The sequence below is a fragment of the Prevotella lacticifex genome (genome assembly GCF_019973375.1).
GTDB classification, from domain to species: Bacteria; Bacteroidota; Bacteroidia; order Bacteroidales; family Bacteroidaceae; genus Prevotella; species Prevotella lacticifex.
Genome location: NZ_BPTV01000001.1, coordinates 1,644,919 through 1,667,028, shown reverse-complemented (window position 1 = coordinate 1,667,028; position 22,110 = coordinate 1,644,919). Strand labels below are relative to the sequence as shown.

The 22,110-nt window shown below is 50.3% G+C and carries 20 protein-coding genes; 14 read left to right on the top strand and 6 right to left on the bottom strand.

All coding sequences use genetic code 11. The features are described from left to right. The 3 genes from LDN30_RS06560 to nqrF are packed head-to-tail and all read left to right on the top strand — an operon-like array spanning window position 1 to window position 2,567. Window positions 1-624: an NADH:ubiquinone reductase (Na(+)-transporting) subunit D gene (locus tag LDN30_RS06560; protein ID WP_223925955.1), complete on the top strand. Its 624-nt coding sequence runs from the start codon at window positions 1-3 to the stop codon at window positions 622-624. 23 nt (window positions 625-647) lie between these two features. Then, window positions 648-1,274 (top strand): NADH:ubiquinone reductase (Na(+)-transporting) subunit E, encoded by a 627-nt coding sequence (nqrE, locus tag LDN30_RS06555; RefSeq protein WP_223929052.1) that lies wholly within the window; start codon window positions 648-650, stop codon window positions 1,272-1,274. Window positions 1,275-1,298: 24 nt separating this feature from the next. Further along, window positions 1,299-2,567 carry an NADH:ubiquinone reductase (Na(+)-transporting) subunit F gene (gene nqrF, locus LDN30_RS06550; RefSeq protein WP_223925953.1) on the top strand — a complete coding sequence of 423 codons (1,269 nt, stop codon included), beginning with the start codon at window positions 1,299-1,301 and terminating at the stop codon, window positions 2,565-2,567. Window positions 2,568-2,912: 345 nt separating this feature from the next. On the opposite strand, the gene LDN30_RS06545 is transcribed toward nqrF, so the two are convergent. The 3 genes from LDN30_RS06545 to LDN30_RS06535 all read right to left on the bottom strand — a co-directional run bounded on the left by LDN30_RS06545 (window position 2,913) and on the right by LDN30_RS06535 (window position 5,756). Then, window positions 2,913-3,017 (bottom strand): smalltalk protein, encoded by a 105-nt coding sequence (locus tag LDN30_RS06545; protein ID WP_223925952.1) that lies wholly within the window; start codon window positions 3,015-3,017, stop codon window positions 2,913-2,915. A gap of 123 nt (window positions 3,018-3,140) precedes the next feature. Beyond that, entirely contained in the window at window positions 3,141-3,680 is a 540-nt protein-coding gene (locus tag LDN30_RS06540) for an HU family DNA-binding protein (protein WP_223929051.1), read from the bottom strand. 585 nt (window positions 3,681-4,265) lie between these two features. Continuing rightward, window positions 4,266-5,756 (bottom strand): IS1182 family transposase, encoded by a 1,491-nt coding sequence (locus LDN30_RS06535; RefSeq protein ID WP_223927435.1) that lies wholly within the window; start codon window positions 5,754-5,756, stop codon window positions 4,266-4,268. Window positions 5,757-6,360: 604 nt separating this feature from the next. Here LDN30_RS06535 and LDN30_RS06530 point away from each other — a divergent pair. Further along, complete coding sequence (locus LDN30_RS06530) at window positions 6,361-7,077, top strand: PmeII family type II restriction endonuclease (RefSeq protein ID WP_223929050.1); 717 nt, start codon at window positions 6,361-6,363, stop codon at window positions 7,075-7,077. Between the two features lie 70 nt (window positions 7,078-7,147). Next, complete coding sequence (locus LDN30_RS06525) at window positions 7,148-7,906, top strand: HNH endonuclease (RefSeq protein WP_223929049.1); 759 nt, start codon at window positions 7,148-7,150, stop codon at window positions 7,904-7,906. On the opposite strand, the gene LDN30_RS06520 is transcribed toward LDN30_RS06525, so the two are convergent. Next, window positions 7,907-8,089 carry a hypothetical protein gene (locus LDN30_RS06520; protein WP_223929048.1) on the bottom strand — a complete coding sequence of 61 codons (183 nt, stop codon included), beginning with the start codon at window positions 8,087-8,089 and terminating at the stop codon, window positions 7,907-7,909. A gap of 496 nt (window positions 8,090-8,585) precedes the next feature. On the opposite strand from LDN30_RS06520, the gene LDN30_RS06515 reads away from it, so the two are divergent. The 9 genes from LDN30_RS06515 (at window position 8,586) to feoB (ending at window position 18,735) form a co-directional block, all read left to right on the top strand. After that, window positions 8,586-9,767, top strand: a complete 1,182-nt coding sequence (locus tag LDN30_RS06515; protein WP_306421490.1) for an ISAs1 family transposase — start codon at window positions 8,586-8,588, stop codon at window positions 9,765-9,767. A 353-nt stretch (window positions 9,768-10,120) separates the two neighbouring features. After that, entirely contained in the window at window positions 10,121-10,783 is a 663-nt protein-coding gene (locus LDN30_RS06510; RefSeq protein WP_223929047.1) for an HIRAN domain-containing protein, read from the top strand. A 10-nt stretch (window positions 10,784-10,793) separates the two neighbouring features. Continuing rightward, the gene (locus LDN30_RS06505; protein WP_223929046.1) at window positions 10,794-11,216 is read left to right on the top strand and encodes a hypothetical protein; all 423 of its coding nucleotides are present in this window, start codon (window positions 10,794-10,796) and stop codon (window positions 11,214-11,216) included. Window positions 11,217-11,431: 215 nt separating this feature from the next. After that, a complete protein-coding gene (locus LDN30_RS06500) occupies window positions 11,432-11,704 on the top strand; it encodes a DUF3127 domain-containing protein (RefSeq protein ID WP_223929045.1) in 273 nt (90 codons plus the stop codon). Further along, on the top strand, window positions 11,701-12,489 hold the full coding sequence (locus tag LDN30_RS06495; RefSeq protein WP_223929044.1) for a phage antirepressor: 789 nt from the start codon (window positions 11,701-11,703) through the stop codon (window positions 12,487-12,489). The genes LDN30_RS06500 and LDN30_RS06495 overlap by 4 nt, the downstream gene beginning before the upstream one ends. Further along, on the top strand, window positions 12,479-12,787 hold the full coding sequence (locus tag LDN30_RS06490) for a hypothetical protein (RefSeq protein ID WP_223925944.1): 309 nt from the start codon (window positions 12,479-12,481) through the stop codon (window positions 12,785-12,787). The genes LDN30_RS06495 and LDN30_RS06490 overlap by 11 nt, the downstream gene beginning before the upstream one ends. Before the next feature lie 231 nt (window positions 12,788-13,018). Beyond that, window positions 13,019-15,232 carry a BT4734/BF3469 family protein gene (locus LDN30_RS06485; RefSeq protein WP_223926941.1) on the top strand — a complete coding sequence of 738 codons (2,214 nt, stop codon included), beginning with the start codon at window positions 13,019-13,021 and terminating at the stop codon, window positions 15,230-15,232. A gap of 232 nt (window positions 15,233-15,464) precedes the next feature. Continuing rightward, entirely contained in the window at window positions 15,465-15,902 is a 438-nt protein-coding gene (locus tag LDN30_RS06480; protein ID WP_306421508.1) for a DUF5675 family protein, read from the top strand. Between the two features lie 367 nt (window positions 15,903-16,269). Further along, the gene (gene feoB / locus LDN30_RS06475; protein WP_223929043.1) at window positions 16,270-18,735 is read left to right on the top strand and encodes a ferrous iron transport protein B; all 2,466 of its coding nucleotides are present in this window, start codon (window positions 16,270-16,272) and stop codon (window positions 18,733-18,735) included. A 176-nt stretch (window positions 18,736-18,911) separates the two neighbouring features. Here the strand turns inward: feoB and LDN30_RS06470 are convergent, their stop codons facing one another. Together LDN30_RS06470 and LDN30_RS06465 are read right to left on the bottom strand one after the other, a co-directional pair. Next, the gene (locus LDN30_RS06470) at window positions 18,912-19,550 is read right to left on the bottom strand and encodes a response regulator transcription factor (RefSeq protein WP_223925942.1); all 639 of its coding nucleotides are present in this window, start codon (window positions 19,548-19,550) and stop codon (window positions 18,912-18,914) included. A gap of 4 nt (window positions 19,551-19,554) precedes the next feature. Then, window positions 19,555-22,110, bottom strand: coding sequence for a DUF5686 family protein (locus LDN30_RS06465; RefSeq protein ID WP_223929042.1), 2,556 nt, complete (start codon window positions 22,108-22,110; stop codon window positions 19,555-19,557).

The following is a 22,110-nucleotide window of genomic DNA, read 5'->3' as shown; positions in this document are numbered from 1 at the left end:
ATGAGCTTATTTTCAAAACAGAATAAAAAGGTATTTACCGAGCCGCTGAACATCAACAACCCTATCATGGTTCAGGTCCTCGGTATCTGTTCCTCGCTGGCCGTCACCTCACAGCTGAAGCCGGCAATAGTCATGGGACTGGCCGTGACCATCATCACAGCCTTCTCAAACGTAATCATCTCGCTCATCCGCAACACCATACCGAACAGAATCCGAATCATCGTGCAGCTCGTCGTCGTGGCAGCTCTCGTTACCATCGTCAGCCAGATTCTCAAGGCCGTGGCCTACGACGTCAGCGTGCAGCTATCGGTCTACGTCGGACTGATCATCACCAACTGTATCCTCATGGGACGTCTCGAGGCCTTCGCCATGACCAACAAGCCGTGGCCGAGCTTCCTCGACGGTATCGGCAACGGACTCGGCTACGCCATGATTCTCGTCATCGTAGGAGCCTTCCGCGAATTCTTCGGCCGTGGATCCCTCCTCGGATTCCAGATAATCCCCAAGAGCGTCTGCGACGCAGGATGGAACAACGGAATGATGACCATGCCGGCAATGGCACTCATCCTCCTCGGATGCGTGATATGGATTCACCGGGCTTATTTTGTCAAGGATGATAAATAACAGCAAAAAACTGAAAAAGTAATATGGAACACATTATAAATCTTTTCATAAGGTCGATATTCGTCGACAACATGATCTTCTCATTCTTCCTCGGCATGTGCTCGTTCCTTGCCGTATCGAAGAACGTCAAGACATCGCTCGGACTCGGACTCGCCGTGACCTTCGTCCTCGTTATCACTGTCCCCGTCGACTATCTCCTTCAGACCAAAGTGTTGGGACCTAACTGCCTCATGGAGGGTGTCGACCTCTCATACCTTAGTTTCATCCTCTTCATTGCCGTCATCGCCGGTATAACACAGATTGTCGAGATGGCTGTCGAGAAGTATTCTCCATCGCTCTACGGTGCCCTCGGCATCTTCCTGCCCCTTATCGCCGTCAACTGCGCCATCATGGGTGCGTCGCTCTTCATGCAGCAGCGCATAGGACTCGACCCCGCAAGCACACAGTATATCGGCTCCGTATGGGATTCCATCGCCTATGCCTTCGGATCAGGACTCGGATGGACACTCGCCATCGTCTCCATGGGTGCCGTCAGAGAGAAAATGCAGTATTGCGATGTGCCAAAACCACTCCAGGGATTAGGCATCACCTTCATCACCGTAGGACTCATGGCCATGGCTATGATGTGCTTCTCGGGTATCAAACTTTAAAATCATAACACAGAAGAAAAGAATATGGGACAATTCATATTTGCAAGTATAGGGGTATTCCTCATTACTATTCTGCTGCTTGTCATCATACTTCTCATCTGTAAGAAGTATCTCTCCCCGAGCGGCAACGTCACCATTACCATCAACGGCGACAAGAAACTGAACGTGGCCCAGGGCGAATCGCTCATGGCAACACTCAACGAGAACGGTATCTACCTTCCATCGGCATGTGGCGGAAAAGCCAGCTGCGGACAGTGCAAGGTGCAGGTCCTCGAGGGCGGCGGCGAGATTCTCGACTCTGAGCGCCCACACTTCACACGCAAGCAGATAAAGGACCACTGGCGGCTCGGATGTCAGACAAAGGTCAAGGGCGACTTCAAAATCAAGATTCCAGAGAGCATCCTCGGCGTAAAGGAATGGGAGTGCACCGTCATCTCAAACAAAAACGTATCGAGCTTCATCAAGGAGTTCAAGGTGGCACTGCCTCCCGGCGAGCACATGGACTTCATGCCGGGATCATACGCTCAGATACGCATCCCTGCCTACGATACCATCGACTACGACAAGGACTTCGACAAGAACGACATCGGAGAGGAATACATCGGAGCATGGAAGAAGTTCGGACTCTTCACCCTCAAGGCCCACAACCCCGAGCCTACCGTTCGAGCCTACTCCATGGCCAACTATCCCGATGAGGGCGACATCATCATGCTCACCGTACGTATCGCGTCGACACCGTTCAAGCCGCGCCCACAGGTGGGATTCCAGGATGTGCCCACAGGAATAGGATCATCCTACATCTTCTCACTCAAACCCGGCGACAAGGTGATGATGAGCGGGCCTTACGGCGACTTCCATCCTAACCTCACATCGGGCAAGGAGATGATTTGGATTGGTGGTGGAGCAGGAATGGCACCGCTGCGCGCGCAGATTATGTATATGACCAAAACACTCAACTGCCGCGACCGCGAGCTCCACTTCTTCTATGGAGCACGAAGCCTTACAGAGGCCTTCTTCCTCGAGGACTTCTGGGAACTGGAGAAGGAATTCCCCAACTTCCATTTCCATCTGTCGCTCGACCGCCCCGACCCGAAGGCCGACGCTGCCGGTGTGAAGTACTACGCCGGGTTCGCCGTCAACTGCATCCGCGACACATATCTCAAGGACCACGATGCACCGGAGGACTGCGAGTACTACCTTTGCGGACCTCCAATGCTCATCAAGACCGTCACAGAATATCTCGACTCCCTCGGCGTTGAGCCCGAGTCGATAATGTACGACAACTTCGGGTAACAGTCCCGCATATCTTGTAATTATCTCATAATTATCCGAAAAATCATCTCATAATTATCCGAAAAAAATATTTCATAATTATCCGAAAAATCATCTCATAATTATCCGATAATTTATTCATCACCCCCATAACCCCGAAAGCCACTGACCAACCTCAGTGGCTTTCGCCGTTAGTAGAGGAGCGGTCAGTGGCTTTCATTGTCAGTGGCTTTCGCCGTTAGTAGAGGAGCGGTCAGTGGCTTTCATTGTCAGTGGCTTTCGCCGTTAGTAGAGGAGCGGTCGGTGGCTTTCATTGTCAGTGGCTTTCGTTGTTAGTGCTTTGTCCCTTGCAGGGGCTTTTCTTTCTCACATACAGCTGGTCAGACCGAGGGTCGTGGCGATGGCGGTGAGGATGGAGATAATCATGTTGATGACCATCTTCCAGGTGTCTTTCTTGTTGTCTAATGACATAGGATTCGTGGATTTTTAGTTAAACAATGTGGTTCTGAGGTGGGCGGCCGAGGGTTTTTTTTCTATAGCTTCTATAGCTTCTATAGCTTCTATAGAATCATTAGCCCCTCAGCCGCCCCTCGCTTAAACTCCCTCGTTAGGGCTTGTGCCGGAGCCGCCGCCGGTTGAGCTGCCGGAGCCGGAGGTGGATCCGCCGTGGGTAGAACCGCCGACGGCCGATCCCTCATCAGTTGAACCGTCATCGGCTGAGCTGCCGGTGCCCTTGCCGGGGTCGTAGACTTCGGCCTCCTGGAGCCTCGCGGCGTCGGAGAGCTCCTTGCGGGTGAATTTGCCGGTGGAGCGGGCACGGAGATGGGCCGACTGGATGTAGGCGGTGCTGAACTTATCGGCACTCGGGGCACCGGCGCAGGTGAGGCCCACGGAGAAGATGGCGAGGTCGGGAATCTTCACGGCGTTGCCCTCGAGGACGAGTTCGTGGATGCATTTCACCATATCGGTCAGCACGCCAAGGATGGCACCGCTCGAGTAGGGGGTGTGGTGGTTGGCCATGTGCTCAGCGAGCTGAGCGAGGTTGATGGTCTGGTTGACGACGGCGCGGGCATACCAAAGGCCTTTGGATGCGAGGCGCGGGTTGTTGTTTTGATAAATCATGTAGCGTAGCATAGGCGGAATATTTTTAGTTAGCAATTAGTAATTAGCAATGAGCAATTAGAATTAGCAATGAGCAATGAGCGATTAGCAATGAGCTATGCTGAGGCTGCTCGGTTCTGATCTCTTTTTGTTTACACTGCAAAGATACTATACAATTATTCCATTTCCAAATCCGGGGCTTCTATTGCAGTTAAAATCTGTTAACAACAAGCCATAAACCTCATTTTCCTGAATTTATGGTTTGCGAGGCGCATATTTATCGTATAAAAAGCGCATATTTATTGTTTGCGAGTCAATAAGCAGATTCCCATAATGGGAATGTGGTACGCAGCTGCGGGGCACCGCCGATAATAAGACATTTGCAGCATACATCCAAGTAGGGGTGGGGTTTATCCGAAGCTGCTGAAAAAGTACCTTTTTCAGAAATGTGCTATATAAATTCAATTCGCATTGCATATTCATACTGCCCATACAGCCCTGACGCCATGCCATTTTTGTACAAGTTTTGGCTTTCGACTAATGAAAAATTAACTGTGTTACGGGGCTTATAGAGCCTCTGTGGCTGTCTATAAGAAAGAAAGACTAAAATGGCTCCCGTTAGCCATTTTTTCGCGTTAATTTCAAAATTCGCATTAAATTATACGCAAAGATGGTCATGGCACCCTGTATTTTCATACTATAGATGCCATATGATAGAGTCTTGCGATAGCCGTATACGTTCTTTAGTATCGCGTTTACTTGTTCTACCTTAAATCGCTCCTTTATTCGTTCTCTAAATTCCGGGGTCTTGCAGAACTTCATTTGCTCTTCCTGTTCTGGGGTCTTTATCGGAATGGAGTAGTATCGCGTCTTTGAGCCTTGCTTGAGGCATTTGTCTTTGAGCTTGCAGCATTCGCACTTATCGGGGTCAAATCTAAACTGTAGTCTGTCATTGCCCTTACCTTTTTTCTTATATCTGATTATTGACTTGCCCACTGCTAAATGCCCGGCAGGACAAGTGTACATTCCAGCGTCCTTGTTGAGTTCAAAACCGTCATCCTTATTCTCATTGCTTTTGTACAGCATAGGATTCGGCCTTGCATAAAGGGTGAATTTCTCTTCCTTGGCAAGTTTCAGATTGTTGTCTCCTCCATAGGCCCCGTCGCCGAGCACGTCATCCACCTTCTTGTCTTCTTCGGTTGCGCCCAGATTGTTCTTGCTCTTTTGCACAAGGGTGCGCAGCTCTTTTCCATCAGCCTTCTCACCGGTAGTTATATTGGCCGCCGTGATTATCAACTCCGGGGTAGTCATAATTTCAGTCTTGTAGCCGAAGAAAGAATCTTCTGATTTATGACCGACACGGGCATCATTATCCTTTACCGATGTCGTAAAGTGGTCCTCGATGTCCTCTATCGTCTCCTCAAGAAGATTAACGTTCTCTACGACAATGGGTATGTCGCTCATGATTTTCTTTTCCCGAATAATGGATATAAGTTCGCGGCTGTACGCCATTTCAGCCTCAAGATTCTTGCCCGACGGCTTCTCCGGAAACATTTTCCGGTATGTGTCAGGCTCTTTAGTGTTGTCATATATGCTTGCTCTGAGCTTCCTGCTTCGAAGCTGGAGAATCTCGACGGGCGCAAATGGATTGTAGGTCGAGCACGTGTGCGTGGCGTCCACAATCAGGGTGCGGGATTTTATTACACCAAGGTCAACAGCCAGCGCAACACTCTTGGTAATCAGGAAATCAAGCAGATTCGAGTCGGCCAGACGCTGGCGACGGAAGACACTCAGCAGGCTGGGGTCTATTACAGGATCTTCAGGAGCGAGGTCAAGGAAATATTTGAATGCCATGTCAGACATACAACGTTCTATCAAACCTCTGTCCGACATGCCGTACAGGCATTTCAGGAACAAATATTTGAACATTCTGACAGGGTCTTCAGCAGCCCGCCCCATTTTGACATTGTATTTCTTTTCCACCTCTTCACGGACAAAATTGAAGTCAATTTTATCTTTCAGAATTCTGAGCTTATGAGTTTTTGGCACAACAACATCGTAAATTGTGCTATAAGAACTCAATTGGAGTTTGGTTTGTCGTGACAGCATATTCAAGTCATCTTAATACGTTGTAAAGATACTAATTTTCAGTCACATAGCCAAATTTTTCAGGGATTATTTTGAGGCCATAATTGCATAAATATAACATAGAGCACACAAATTGGGAGAGTTGCCGGACTTTTTCAGCAGCTTCGGTTTATCCCCACCCATCGCAGCTGCGGGGCATTTGCTTTGTTTCTTGTCCGCTATTGGCAGGACGTGGCTGCTCTATGCTCATTGCTCACTGCTCATTGCTCACTGCTAATTGCTCATTACCTCATGCGCTACACTGCTACACCGCTACACCGCTACATAAGGCCGATACAGACATGCAACGAGAAAAACACAAGAAATGAGACTATAGAGTAAAAATATATTATATTATTATATATTATATTATTATTTAATATATTAATTATTAGTGTTTTATATTATCTGCGTGAAATATCTAATTATTTTACAAAAACGTTGTTTCCGACATGCGATAGCTATAAATGTAGCGGTGTAGCGGTGTAGCAGTGTAGCGGATGAGGAAGGAAAGAAAAAGGGCGGGGAGTTGGTGAGTTCGGAAAAAGGTTGTATATTTGCAGGTCGAAAGAAAGCATCATCCAATATGGAAGAAAATCAGAAAAAAGTTATCATAGAGAAAGGAAAGGAGTATTTCCGCAGCATCATTATTCCGGCTCACTTGAAGAATGTCGAGAAGCTCCAACTGAAGAGTTTCAAAGTCAATCCGTTCCTTGTGAACTACTTGGCCTCGTTCCTCTGTGGCGACACGAGTTCGCTGTCTCTTGCCAAGGCTCTGATTTATCCGCGCATCCTCGGCACGAGCATCAACACCAGTTTCGGTCAGAACCTGCAGGTGTTCATCTCATCACTGGCAGAGGTTGCCGGCAAGGCATCGGGTATCGACGGCATCGACATTGAGTTCACCGACGCCATCGACGGGCGGACGAAATACTGCCAGTGTAAGGCGGGACCACAAACTATCAACGCCGACGACGTTGCCACCATCATGGGGCATTTCGGCCATCTGCAGTCCAAGGCGCGCCTCGACCGGCTGCCCTTGCAGATCAATGATCTCATCGTGGGTGTGCTCTACGGTGAGCCCTCAGAATTGTCGGGCAACTACAAGAATATCGACAAAACTTATCCCGTGTATTGCGGCAAGGAGTTCTGGACGCATGTAACGGGGGATGAAAACTTCTATTTTGAACTTCTAAAAGCTTTTTCTGATTGTGTTGACAATAATGAGATTCAAGGCGTAACGACTTTACAGATGATGGTTGACGGACTCGCTGAAGAAATGAAATTGGCTGTTCCTGCATAAAAGTTGGTGCTGTTTTCTCCCCCAGCAAGCTGCTCTTTTTTAATATACTTCTTCGCCTATTATACGCAACATGATGAATATCGATATTACAACTGGACGTAGTTTTGAAGATTTACAGGCTGACTTTTATCACTACCTTCGAGATAGTGAAGGTGGCAACCTTGCCCCCAAAACCAGTGGTGACTACATCTCGCGTATGCGATTTTTATCTAGACTATATACGCTTGACGATCAGATTACAAAGGAAAAAGTGGACGAAATCATGAAGCGGGAAAAAACAATTAGTTCAAATCGAGACAAATATAATACCCCGCATGCAATGTCTGATTTACATTCGGGATTAATGAAATTTTTGGCTTTTGTTCAATCTGATTATTATCAATCTATTTCCAATCGGGAAAAAGAAGAACTGAGGAAAGTGGAGCAATCTACTGTCCTATCTACCACAGAGAAAGCTGTTTTAGCAAAAGCCCGTATCGGGCAGGGACTTTTCCGAAAGAAACTTTTCGAGTATTGGCATGGGTGCTCCATCACTCAGTGCGATATACCATGGTTTCTTATTGCATCACATATTAAACCATGGTGCAATTCTGATAATGAAGAACGTATAGATGTATATAATGGCTTATTGCTTACTCCCGACTATGACAAGTTGTTTGATTCTGGCTATATTTCCTTTACTATTACTGGGAACATCCTTATTTCCCCGTTCCTTTCTCGTAAAGATAGAGACGAATTGAAACTCTCTCCCTCCATCCGTCTCCATCAGATTTCATCCCAGCATGGGAAATATTTATCCTATCACCAAGAGCATGTTTTCCTTGCCTGATCACGTCCATTCTGGCAGTTCTTTGCCATCGAGATATTGAACCAACTCAATGTCGAAGAGCCATATATCTTTGAAAAGTTGTCGGCTCGCATTTTTTTGTTCATCATTCAGAGTGGTTGACCATTTCAGCAGAAGGTCTATCTGTGAATGCAGATAATAGATTCTCTTGTTTATTTCTTCCATTTTTATTAATGATTAATTGTCAATAACATCCGCGAATGTACTACGTTTTTCTTGCCTTGCCAAATAATAAGCGATATCTTAACATCTTCGCGCATTTGTAAACATTCAAAAGCAATCGGCGTTTTTGATATTTTCTCTTTGTTCCTTTGCGAGCAAAGATTTTTTGCCTTGAACATCAAATATCAACAAAATATCAAGGGCTCTTTCATTTAAGCCGACATAGAAGACAATATGTCACAATGTAATCCGTTTAAATGAATGTGACGATAGGCACAAACGCCCGAAGGCGGTTTCTCAACCGCCAGGCTCTTAATACCTTTTGTCATATATTTTTATTTTTGAAGAGGGGGTTTATGGTATTTGTGCGATTAGTGCACTTTGTGCCCCCTCTTCTTTTTACACTGCAAAGATACAAAATAATTAGCTAATAACCAAACAATTACGCACTTTTATCATCTCGGATGCAACTTTTTCTTCCCTATAAGGGATTAAGAGTTTGGCGGTTGAAAAACCGCATTTGCTGAGCCGAGATTTGTTAAATTTTATCCACTCAGTACCAGATTATCGTAGGATGAACAAAGGCAACTGTAAACACAAGTTGTCCGACATGCTTCTGCTGGTTATTTTGGCCAGGGCATGCGGCTGCGAGACTCGCAAGGACATTGTGGCCTTTGGAACGATCCATTTGAGCTACTTGCAAGACCACCTCGGCATTCTTGCTAAGGGATGTCCGTCCGAGCCCACACTTTGCAGGATGGAAGGTGGAATCGACGACATTACTTTGGCCTCTTTGGTTTCGACATTATCACGAAAATACGTGTCGGAGCATGATGGAGCAAACAGACGGCACATTGCAATTGACGGCAAGTTCATGCTGGGTACGAAAATTGGCGACGGACGTTCTCCTGATGTTGTGACCGCTTTCAGCGTAACCGATCGGTTGCCGCTTGACACTGAAATGTGTGAGGTGAAAAGCAATGAGATAAAGGCAACGCCAAAAATCATTGAGCGGGCTGACTACATGAATGGATGTGTTATAACTGCGGATGCCATGTCGTGCCAAAGTTCTATCATCAAAGGCATCGTCGGGAAGGGAGCTGACTATCTTATTGCGCTGAAAGCCAACCAGAAAGCAGCAAGATGGTCGGTAGAGGACACAGTGCCTACGCTGCGTCCTAACGACGAATGGAAGTCGGAGTGGGAACTTGCCCACGGAAGGCTGTACCAACGCCGCTGCCGTGTGTATTCAGACATATCAGGCATCAAGGCACTTGAAAAATTCCTCAATGTCAAGGCTGTGGTTACAATAGACACACATACGATTGAAAAGAATAGCGGAACGGAACAAAACCAGACGAGGTACTATATAACCAGTTTGGAAGAAGGGGCACAGACGTTAGACCGAATCAGTCGCATGCATTGGGGAATCGAGAACAATCTGCATTGGACGCTGGATGCAAGAATGAGCCAGGACAGCACAAAGAGAAAAGAAACAAAGTCTGCCAGAAACTTGGACTCGATCCAGAAACTTGTTTATATCATCTACACCATAGCCTCAAAAAAACACCTGCCAGAGGCAATCAGAAAGAGAAAAGAACTCTTGAAAGTCAAGTTCTCAGCCATTGCATCTTACGCCAAGAACAGCTTGGCCTATGCTATTTCTCTTCTTAGTCTGTAGATGTCGTTAATTTTGAGGGATATATAATAACTCCTAAGCTACATCCGGCTTGGGTAGGGGATACTTTACCTATTGGCTATCAGACCTTTATCGTAAATAGAATTTATGCGGAGAAACGAGAGCTGAGCAATAATCATGCCATGTCAGTCAAAATTTAAATGAAAGAACCGTACAAAATATCTATTTTTTTCTTTATATTTGTTGTCAGTTTGATAAAAAACATGTATATTTGCATAAGGAATTCATTGCTCGGGGATAGAACGTGGACGAACAGCCTTGACGCTCACCTGCCGCCGCCCCGCAAGGTGATTCCATTAACGCAAAAATAAGAACCAAATAGAAAATCAGCTGTCATGGAAGGATATACAGCCTCGCAACCATACCAACCCAAATCTATCGGAATGCTTCTCACCATTGTGGGGACCCGGCACCACACGGCCCCTGAAAAGCTCGACGACTATCTTAAGGAAGCGCCTGGACATCAGATGATGCTCATGGCAGAGCCTCAGAACAAGTACGACCCGCTTGCCGTGAAGGTTCTTGACTGTCAGGACGGCATGCGTCTGATAGGATATATCAGCAGCCAAGAAACACGGAAGGCGCACTTCCTGATGAAACTGCACCACGACACACAAATCTTTCTACATGTCGTGGGACTTCTGCCGGGGTTCAATACCTCGCTCATGGCCTATCCCGTCATAAATGGTGAGGAACTGAAACTTTTCAAATGGTCTGACATTCCCAAGGATTTTATCCCATTGGACAACTTCTCCAAAGTGGTACGGTCCCTCGACACGATGCCGACGGAGAAAAAGGAGGCCTTGTATTACTGTCTTACCTACATGCGGGACAAATGCACTTGTATCATCCCCCAGCAAACGCTGACTGCTATCCTAAACAGCATCGAGCACGACAAATATTCCCTGAATGCCCATGCATGCGCCCCAACGTTGAAAGTGGACGGAGGAGTCAATCAAGTGGCTTTGGGTAACGGATTTCTTACAAACAACCAATAAACTGATGATTATGACCCAGGAAGAAATGCTTCGTGCACTGAGCGCCATACAGATCAACGGCAATATTTCGCAGCTATGCATGGGAGACGGCTACATGACGGTGAACAACTACCGGCAGCCCTCAAAAGAACAGGAACAAAACAATGACGGAGATTATTTTGATTCTACCGCATTCAGCAACGCTTTAAGGCGACTGGCGCAGCACATGGAGCAAACAAGGACCATCCACTGGAGCCACGTCTATCTGTATCTGCGCAGAAACATGAGCCTCGACGAGATGTCGGCCTCGGCTTTCGGAAGGTTCATCCAAGAGCATGGCGGGCCCAACGAGCAGAAAGTGAGAAAGGACGGCAATTACCAACCTTCATCAAGCGAATTACTGAGGGACAAGGCTGTCATCGAATCCATATCTGCTTTTTTCCCAGTCGATTAGAAGTTCTAAAGTAAGGTCTTAAATCTTACCAACATTTGACCATGTTCACCAACTCGGCGGACATGGTTTCTTTTTACTCTATCTTTGCACCGTAATCAGTTAGCTGCTGGTTGCGGTGCTTTTCGTTATGGCAATAGCCGTTCCGGGGGAGTACAAAATTTGGAGGTGGCCACCTTCTCTTTTCTTTGTTTTATTAATTTAAAATTTTAATTTATATGAGAGAATACAAAGTATTTAAGCTCCTTGCCCTTCGTCAGGGCACTTCGGAGCGCACGGGACAGGAGTGGAAGAGCCGCGAGGTCGTGCTCGAATCGACAGATGAAGTAATGTATCCCGACCTCATCGTGGCCACCCTGCGAGGTGACTGGGCCGAGAACCCCGACTTCAAGGAAGGCGACATCGTGGAGGCTGGACTGAGCTTCTTCGCACACGAGAAGGACGGAAGATGGTATAACAATGTACGAATCATAAAAATTGATAAGCGATGAACAACGAGTTGATAAACTTTCATCACGAGATGTTCGGGGATATCCGGGCAATAGAAAAAGACGGGGAACCGTGGTTCGTGGGAAAGGACGTGGCAATGGCACTTGGATATTCAAGAACCGCTGATGCTGTTGCAGCACATGTAGATGCCGAAGACAAAGGGGTCGGTAAAATACCGACCCCCGGTGGAGAGCAGGATGTTACCATCATCAACGAGTCGGGTCTCTACTCCCTTGTCCTCTCCTCGAAGCTCCCGCAGGCGAAGGTCTTCAAGCGTTGGGTCACCGCCGAGGTGCTGCCCTCCATCCGCCGCCACGGGGCTTATGCCACGGCACCAACAATAGAGAAGATCATCGCATCACCGGAGTTCGGCATCGCACTGCTGAAGAATCTCCAACAGGAGCAGAACATGCGACGCGAGGCTGAGCAGCGGGTGAGGAAGTTGCAGCCTTTGGCCGATTACACCGCCCTGATTCTCGCCTGCCCCGAGACGGTGAGCGTCTCGCAGGTGGCACAGGACTACGGTATGTCGGCAGTGGCCTTCAACCGCATCCTCAACCGCGCCGGCATACAGTACAGCGTCGGCGGACAGTGGGTGCTCTATGCGGCCTACAAGGACCGGGGACTGGTGCAGAGCTACACATTCAACTACCGCCACAACGACGGCACCGACGGCTGCAAGATGTACACACGATGGACGCAGCGCGGCCGGCTCTTTCTCTACGACATTCTTAAGAAAATAGGTATTATTCCGATGATTGAAAAAAAGACTGACAATGAAGATTAATCTGATATTATCCGATGACGACTACCGTCGCATCCTTGCCACACCGAAGCGTGTGCGTGGCACCATCTGTCAAAACTCGCCCGAGGAGTTCAGCTTCCGGGCCTACAGTGAGAGCAACGAATCTGAGCAGCTGCCCAAGCGGCAGTTCAAGACGAAGCACTCCACGACCACGGTCAACAGCAAGCGCATCCGGCTCTACATGAGCATTCCACGCGAGGAAACCACCGACCCTGCGGAGATCATCTACGACGAGGTGGACGATGCCGCAAGCTTCGTGGAACAGAATATGGAGGAATAAAGCGAAGGGGCGGGGTTCATCCCCGCCCTCACCCCAAGAACGTAGGGCGGGGGGCATCCCCATCCCACCCCAAGAAACAAATGGAAACGCCATGATTGGTTGCCATTCGGGGGTTAGGGCGGGGATAAACCACGCCCCTACATTAAAAACAATAAAAATATGTTTGATTACATCTCAAATATTCGTTCGCACCATACGGTGCCATGCACCACAGATATTTTTCATACTGTGATGCGCTCGACGATCGTCGGCCAGACCTGCGCCGAGATTGCCGACTGCCATGAACAGATGCTGCGGGGCGAGATGAGCCGCGAAAACTTCGAGACAAAGAAGACCGAGTTGAAGAAGCGGCTCCCTGCCTTCTGTTTTCACGCACATTTCAAGAACGGGCGGCGACTCAATGCTGAGGCTATAGCCTCGGGACTGTCGATACTTGACATCGACCACATCAAGGGTTCGCCCGAAGTCTTTTTCAATGAGAAAGTCAAGGATCGAGCCAAAGAGTTAGGCATCGTCCTTGCTCATAAGACACCCAGCGGCGAGGGCCTTCGCTTAGTGTTCATTATTCCGCAGGGCAAGGGACTCGTGGAGGCGCAGCAATGGCTCTCGAAGCAGATTGGCTTAGAGACTTTCGATGAGGCTTGCAAGGACCTGGCGCGCTGCTCGTTTGCAGTGCCAGAAGAATATGTGCTCTTTCTCGATGAGGAGAAGCTGTTCGGGGCTATAGAGCCTATAGAATCTATAGAGCCTATAGAAGCTATAGAAGCTATAGAAACTATAGAGCCTATAGAAACTATAGACACAACAGCCCCCGTGCCTGCCAAGCCGCTCTTCGTCTTCGACCTCTGCCGTGAACAGGCGGGACTGAAAGACGTGGACATCAACGCTCGCGGCTCCCGCCACAACTCACTGCTTGCCATCCTCAGTGTCGGTGCCGCGCGGCTCTTGTCAGAGGCTGAGGCCATGGCGGTGGTGGAGCAACGGATGCCTGAATTCTATAAAGAGTCCGACTGCCGCCAGCTCATCCACGACTTCTACGCCAAATATCACGACGACTCGAAGATCATGTCGGCCACCGTGCAGCGCATCAACGCAAGGGCCGAACAGATAGCCCAACTCTCGAAGAATCGGGCTGAGAAGGAGGAGGAACCGGAGGAGACCGTCGACACCGCGCCCGCCAATCCCACTAATGCCGAGAACGCCATTCCTCCCATCCCCGGTTTGAAGCAGAGTCTCACGGGAGTGCCGGAGAAGATGCGGATGCCGGCGCTCTGTGCCTTGCTCCCGATGGCTGCCGCCTATGCCGACGATGTCACCTTCCGATATTGCGACGGCCGTGAGCAGCGCTTGGGGCTGATGAGTATCGTCGTCGGTGAGCAGGCCTCGGGCAAGAGTGTCTGCAAGGACATCATCGACCTGTGGCGCGGACCCATGGACGAGGACGACGAGCAGGGACGACGCAAGGAGGACGAGTGGAAGAAGAAACGCAAGAACCGCCGTGCCAACGAGAAACTCGACCCCGAACCGGAGGTGCTGATAAGGGATGTGCCCATCACCATATCCTGCTCAACGCTCCTCAAAAGGCTCAAGAACGCCCAAGGCCACACCCTCTACTCGTTCTGTTCAGAGCTCGACACACTGCGCAAGACCAACGGCGCGGGCTCGTGGTCAAGTAAGTATGACATCTACCGTCTGGCCTTCGACCACGATGAATGGGGTCAGGACTACAACTCCGACCAGGCCGAGAGCGGAATGGTCAATGTGGGCTACAACTGGACCATCCTCGGAACATACGGAGCCCTTGGCAAGTGCTTCAAGGGTGAGAACATCGAGAACGGTCTTTCTTCGCGAGTCATCGTAGCCGAGATGCCCGACTCGGCTTTTGCCCCGATGCCCACCTTTCAAGACAGGAAAGACCGTGACGCTCAGGCCATCCTCAGCGCCGTGAACACCCTGCGCGCCAAGCATGGCTTTGTCGATACCCCACGGCTGCGCAAGGCCATCGCCCAGTGGGTCGAGAACAAGCGTCAGCAGGCCATGGAGCGCATCGACCGCGTGATGGACACCTACCGCCGCCGTGCCGCCGTCATCGGCATGCGCTGTGGCGTAGTGGCCTGTCTGCTCTCTGGTGAAAAAGAGACGAAGCACGTCATCGACTTCGCCCTGATGATGGCCGAATATGTCCTTCAGGAGCAGTGCCGCCTCTTCGGCGACGTCCTCCGCAAGCAGTATGCCGCCGACAGCGACAACACCCGCAAGAGCAAGAACCGCGCCGTCTTCGACCGCTTGGCCGACACGTTCACCTCACACGACATCCTCGCGCTGAAAAACGACATCTCCGAATCCACAGCCCGCACCATCATTTGCCGGTGGAAGGAAGCCGGATGGATAGACGCATTGCCAAGGCATAAGGGTGACAAGGGCATGAAATACAAGAAACTTTAGCGCTACACTGCTACACCGCTACACCGCTACATTTATAGGTATCGGAAGACCCCTCTCTAACTCTCCGGACCCTCTCTAACTCTCCCTAAAAGGGAGAGGACCGCGATACCCATCAAAACCATTCAATTGTTTAACCATTAAAAAAACCACACCCTTATACCCGCTCTCCTGGTAGGGCTCTCTCCTCCCTTTTAGGGAGGCCGGGAGGGTCTTTTGAGGGTATTCTATAATCATGATAGAACTTCAATTGAAACGCATTGCGAAGCGTCCGACCTACACCATCGGTCGCCTCTATACCCGCCGCCTTGAGAGCGGCAAGTTATCACCGTGGAAGTACTTCTGCGACACCCTTGAGCCCCATTGGATTGACTTCCACCACGGCGGCCGCAAGACCAAGGGCAAGACCGCCATCCCCGAAGGGCGCTACCCCGTGGTCGTGACCATGAGCCCACGGTTCAAGCGCTGGCTTCCCCTGCTCGTCGGCGTGCCCAAATACTCCGGCATCCGCATCCATAGCGGCAACACCTCCGCCGACACGAAAGGCTGCATCCTCGTAGGCCGCAACACCGAGGTGGGCCGTGTCACCGACAGCCACCGCACCCTCTACCGTCTGATGCAGATTATCAGTCACCGCGACGAGGGCGAGCCGGTATTCATCGAGGTGGAATGAATTGCCGTCACCATAATTTCCCTGCAATCCGTTGATAATAAGACGCTTGCATCACTCTGCTGCCGTAGGGACGGGGTTTATCCCCGTCCTGCCGGCATCGGGCAAGATTCTAAACAAATTTCCCCCAGCAGCGAAGATGAGGATGAAACGTTCTATATGTGTGAAATCAAAAATAACACCCTGCAGCTGCGAGGACGGGGGATGAATCCCGCCCCCGTTGGATAGGTGCAACAATGGTGTAGTGTGTGGGGGCGGTGGCGATTAGGTATCATCATTATTAGGTATTTTTCATTATAAAGGGTGAAATGCAACCCGATTGAAAAAAATTATAGTTACTTTTGCATTCGAAAAAGAATTATAGTAAATAATGAAGTTATCAGAGTTAAAAACCGGCGAGAGCGGAATTATCGTTAAGGTTAACGGCCACGGTGGTTTCCGCAAGCGCATCATCGAGATGGGATTCATCAAAGGTAAGAAAGTTGACGTCATGCTCAACGCCCCTCTGAAGGATCCAGTCAAATACAGGATAATGGGTTATGAGGTCAGCTTGCGCCACAGCGAGGCTGCGCTGATAGATGTCATATCGATAGAGGAAGCCCGCAAGATAGAGAAACCGGAGACCGTCAGTCCCGGTATGGAGATAGAAAAGCCTGACCCCGACGACCAGATGCTCACTCCCGACGAGATGGAGGATGCCGCATCGAAAAAGCGCAAGACAATCCGTGTGGCCCTTGTGGGCAATCCTAATTGCGGAAAGACATCACTGTTCAATTTTGCCTCGGGGGCTCATGAGCGCGTTGGCAACTACTCCGGTGTCACCGTTGACGCCAAGGCCGGCTACGCCGATTTTGAGGGTTATCATTTTGAGCTCGTCGACCTCCCCGGCACCTACAGTCTGTCGGCTTATAGTCCCGAGGAGCTCTACGTCAGGAAGCAGCTCGTCGACAAGACCCCCGATGTGGTGATAAACGTCATCGACTCGTCGAATCTTGAGCGCAATCTGTATCTCACCACACAGCTCATCGACATGCACCTGCGGATGGTCGTGGCACTGAATATGTTTGACGAGATTAAGCAGCGGGGCGACCGTTTTAACCTCGACAAGCTGTCGAAGCTCTTCGGCATTCCTATGGTGCCTACGGTGTTCAAGACCGGTGTGGGCGTTAAGGAACTCTTCCATACCGTCATTGAGACTTACGAGGGAACGGAGGACAAGAGTCTGAACTTCCGTCACATCCACATCAACCACGGCCATGAGATAGAGCACGGCATCAAGAACATGCAGGAGCATCTGAAGCAAGAGCTCGACGTGCGTCAGAAGTTCTCGACGCGCTATCTTGCCATAAAGCTCCTTGAGCACGATAAGGACGTTGAGGACTACATCCGGCAGTTTCCCGACGCTCAGGAGATTCTCGAGCACCGCGACGAGGCCGCTGCCCGCGTGAAGGAGGAGACTCTTCAGGACAGTGAGACGGCCATCATGGACGCGAAGTATGGATTCATCCGCGGAGCATTGGAGGAGGCCGGCTACAAGGAGGGTACGAACCAGGAGACATACCACGCCACGCATGTTCTCGACAATATTCTGACGAATAAGTTCTTCGGTTTTCCCATCTTCCTCTGTGTTCTGGCACTGATGTTCATCTGCACTTTCTGGCTTGGCTCCTATCCTCAGGACTGGCTCGACACGTTCTTCGGGTGGGTCGGCGAGAAACTCACGGTAGTTCTGCCCGAGGGTCCCGTACAGGCGATGCTCGTCGACGGAGTCATCGGCGGTGTGGGGTCGGTAGCCTCGTTCCTGCCTCAGATTCTCATTCTCTATCTCTTTATCTCGTTCATGGAGGATTCCGGCTATATGTCGCGCGCTGCATTCATGATGGACAAACTGATGCACAATATGGGACTCCACGGCAAGTCGTTTATCCCGCTGATTATGGGTTTCGGCTGCAATGTTCCGGCCATCATGTCGACCCGCACTATAGAGAGCCGCCGCTCACGATTAGTGACGATGCTGATACTGCCGCTGATGAGCTGCGAGGCCCGTATACCTATATATATCATGATTATCGGCACGTTCTTCTCGCGCACGGCATCGCCGTTCATCATGATGTCGCTCTATCTTGTCGGCATTGTTGTGGCGGTCATCATGAGCAAACTCTTCACGAAGTTCATGTTCAAGGGCGAGGATACACCGTTCGTCATGGAGCTTCCTCCCTACCGTTTCCCGACGCTGAAAGCTTTAGGCCGCCACACGTGGGAGAAGGGCAAGCAATATCTGAAGAAGATGGGCGGCATCATTCTCGTGGCGTCGATCATTGTGTGGGCGCTGAGCTATTTTCCCCACCCTCAGGGCTTGGACGACCAGCAACAGCAGGAACAGAGCTATCTGTCGTCGATTGGCAAGGCAGTGGAGCCCGTATTCATGCCGCAGGGTTTCAACTGGAAACTCGACGTAGGATTGCTTGCCGGTGTCGGTGCCAAGGAGATTGTGGCCTCGACGATGGGTGTGCTCTATAGCAACGACGACAGCTTCCAGGACGACAACGGATATAACGATGAGGGCGGAAAATACGAAAGGATGCACAAGGCTATCTGTGCCGACCTTGCCGAACTCCATCACACCACTCCTCAGGCTGTGGAGCCCACGGCTAAGCTGACGGCCTACAGCTATCTGCTGTTCGTGTTGCTCTACTTCCCCTGCATAGCTACGATAGCTGCGATAAAGGGTGAGACGGGCAAATGGAAGTGGGCCATCTTCGCTGCTACATACACCACGGCATTGGCATGGATAATCAGTGCCGCCGTGTTCCAGGTAGGGAGTCTGTTTATATAAGCGAATTTACTTTACGAAGTTGTGAGGGCAAGGATTAATCCCTGCCCTTTTCTATAGGGGGCTATAGGCTATCATAGGGGGCTATAGGGGATGATATGGGCTTATAGGCTATCATAGGGGGCTATAAGAGATGATAGGGAGCTATAGGCGGTCATAGGGAGCTATAGGAGAAGATATCAGATGTAATATTCTGCTTCGTCGACGAGGCCGGCTCTGAGGGCATATTTTGTGGCCTCATGGACGTTGTTGACACCGAGCTTGCGGAAGATGTTCTTACGGTGGGTGTTGACGGTGTGAAAACTCGAGAACCGTTTGGCGGCAATCTCCTTTGTTGTCATTCCCAAGGCGATATCCTTCAGAATCTCAGTCTCCGTCTTTGTCAGTCGTACCGCTTCCTCGGCGAGCCGGTCACCGGTGAGCACCATGTCGGCCGCATGCTGGCAGATGTATCTCTTGCCGCTCATGGCATCCTTGATGCACTCGCGGATCTCGGTCAGCGACGAGTCCTTGAGGAGGATGCTCGCCCGCGGTATCGACACGATAATCTGCCGCACGAACGACACACTGAGGTCGTCGCTGAAGAATACGAAGACGGCATCCTTGAACTTCTGACTCAATATTATGACATCGGCTGCCTCGTTAAGATCGAAGAGCGTGAAGTCGATGACGACAAGCGACTGCGGAGTTTCCTTCAGCCGGTACATGAGCTCAATTCTGTCGGTGACCATTGTGATGTCCTTGTATTTCATCTTCTGCAGAACGTAGATGAGTCCGACGCGTGTGATGTCCTGATTATCTGCCAATATTATGTTCATGAGCCTAAAATACTAAGTTAAAACCAAATCTTATTCCATTGACTTTCACTCCAGGATAAGCGGTGTAGGTGAGCCGTCGCACATAGTCAATCTCAAACATCTTGAAGATATTGTGGACTCCGAAGACGAGCTCGAGGTATGGCTCACTGCCCATGACGTGGGTGGACTGAGGGAAGCGGAAGAGCGTAGGGTCGGCGGCGTTGCGGCTGAGTGTGGGGTTGTTCTTATCGGTGAGATGTCCCCACAATCCCTTGAAGGCTACGTACTCGCGCCATTTCAGCTTCTTGATAAGCGGAATGCGGTTGAAGATTTTTCCCTCAAGGTCCCACGCGAGGTTGAACTGCGCGTAGCGGTCGTTGAGGAACTCCATGTCCTTCATCATGTTGAACGATCCCTGATGCTCGAAGTATGACGTGTTGACCCGTGGCATGATAAGGAGCGGGAACGGCACCTTGTTCCACTCGGCACCGGCGTAGAGACGTGTGTCGAAGTGTCCCCAGCTGCCGAGCCAGAACCTCTTATAGACGCTGAATTCGGTGTGTTGGTAGTTGTAGTTGCCGCCGAGGAAATGATTCAATCCGAAATCATGGCTGAGACAGAACCTCGGCGCGTCGAAGTTCACCTCTACCCTATTCTGTTTTGAGTTGATAAACTGCTGTCCGGGGCGGAAGTCGATGGCAAAGCTCACCTGCGACATTCTAATCTTCGGAACATACTCTCCGGCCATGTTCTTGAAATAGAGTTCTCCTGTGGGCTCGTTCGACTCTGTCTGCACCGACAGCGAGGTGCCGAGGCCGTAGTTTGTCTCCCATGTGAAGTTGAGTCGCTGCCGATTGTAGAAGAACATCTGATGGACGGAGTTGGGTCGCAGGGCCATGAAGATGTTATCCTTGTTATGTTTAAGGAAGCGGTCTGACCACGCCATCACGTCGCTTGTCGACTCAAAGCTCAGGGCTCTCGTCGGCCACTCGAGTGGATAATATTCGGGTTTGTTGAACGAGTATGTCACGGTGGCCCCGTAGTAGCTTCGGTGCGATTTGGTGCCGTAAGCGTAGTAGCCCTCCATGAACCAGTGAGGATTGAGTTTTGCCGTTGTGCGGGCCGATGCACGGAAGCGCAGTCCATCGACGAAGTTTCGGGACACCAGGGTGTTGACTGGTCCCAAGTCGACTTTGCTCGGTGTTTCGGCAGAGCCTGTCTCTACGAAGTTCTCTATCAGTGCGCGTGCACAAAACATCAGCAGCTTATAGTGTTTCGACTTCGACATGCGCTTGATGAAAGAGTCCATGTTGTTCTCGCTCTTCGTCAGTCCTACGGTGCGGTGCTGAGTCCAGAAGTCGCTGTCCTGAATCTTTGCGTTCGGTGCGTAAACGATAGAGGCCTTACCCCTGAGGAGCTTGTCGCTGATGGGATCGAAGCTGTAGTTGCTCATCTTTGTGGTGCGGATGACAATCCCACGCGAGAAGAGGTCGGTCATCTTCAGCTCGGCAATCATATTGTCGGTGGTCAGCGCCCAGTCGCCGTTGCCGAGTTTGGTGTATTCCTGCTCAATTTTCATGGCGTCGATAAAGTTCACACCGGTATTTGCCGGCAGCTGCATGTCGCAGCGCTTGACGTGTAGGGTGCTGTCGTCGAGGACGTAGAGTTCGCCCCGGAATCCGAAATCCTGCTGATTGGCCGGCATAAACTGTAGCCGTATGCAGCGGTCCTGATTAACGTATACCGTGTCGTCGATATAGAAATGGTAAAAGCTGATGGCTGTGGAGCCTATTGGCGACGGGAACCGCTTCTGTAGGAGGTCCACTTGGTCGTCGTAGAGGTCGATGTCGCAGAAGAGGTCCTTGACTACGGTGTTCATCGCTTTTCCAGTCTGTAGGAGTTTCGATATTCCCTTCGTTGTCTGACCGAGGACGATGTCTTTCTCGTCCTTTGGTTCCTTGCGGTACAGATGTCGGGTGACGGTCTCGTCGACGGAGAACGGCAGGACGAGTTTGTTGTTGAACTGGCATACTTCCACCTGGTCGAGGAGCCACGGCGAATTCTTAAACAACTTTCCCTCGAGCTCGTCGGGTGTGATGTTGTTTACGCCCATGGTTATCTTCTGATATTTGTCGTACTGATAGAAGTCGTGACGGCTGAGGTCGGTGCGCTGCTTGGCTGCGATGACTCGGCGCATGAGCTCTACGGCGGGGTTGTTCTTTCGCACGTAACGGGTTCGGCGCTTGGCTTTTACGACGACCTCCTGCAGCTTTCGGGTGTCGGCAAGGAGCGTCACGTGGACGGTGTCGGGTGTGTTGGCGTTGACCTTCAGATGTCGCACCTTATAGCCCACGGCACTGATATCGAGAGTTTCGCCGTCGATTCTCTGTATCGTAAACTCGCCACGGCTGTCGGCAGTAGCATAAACTGATTTCCGGCCTTTGTAAACAGCGTTGGCAAGAGGAATGCTGTCGGCAGTCTGGGCCTCGGTGACAAAGACGTGAAGCTCCTGGGCGCTCGCATTCTCTATGAGCACCGACAGCAAAACCGTTATTATCAGCCGCAACGAATTCTTAATCAT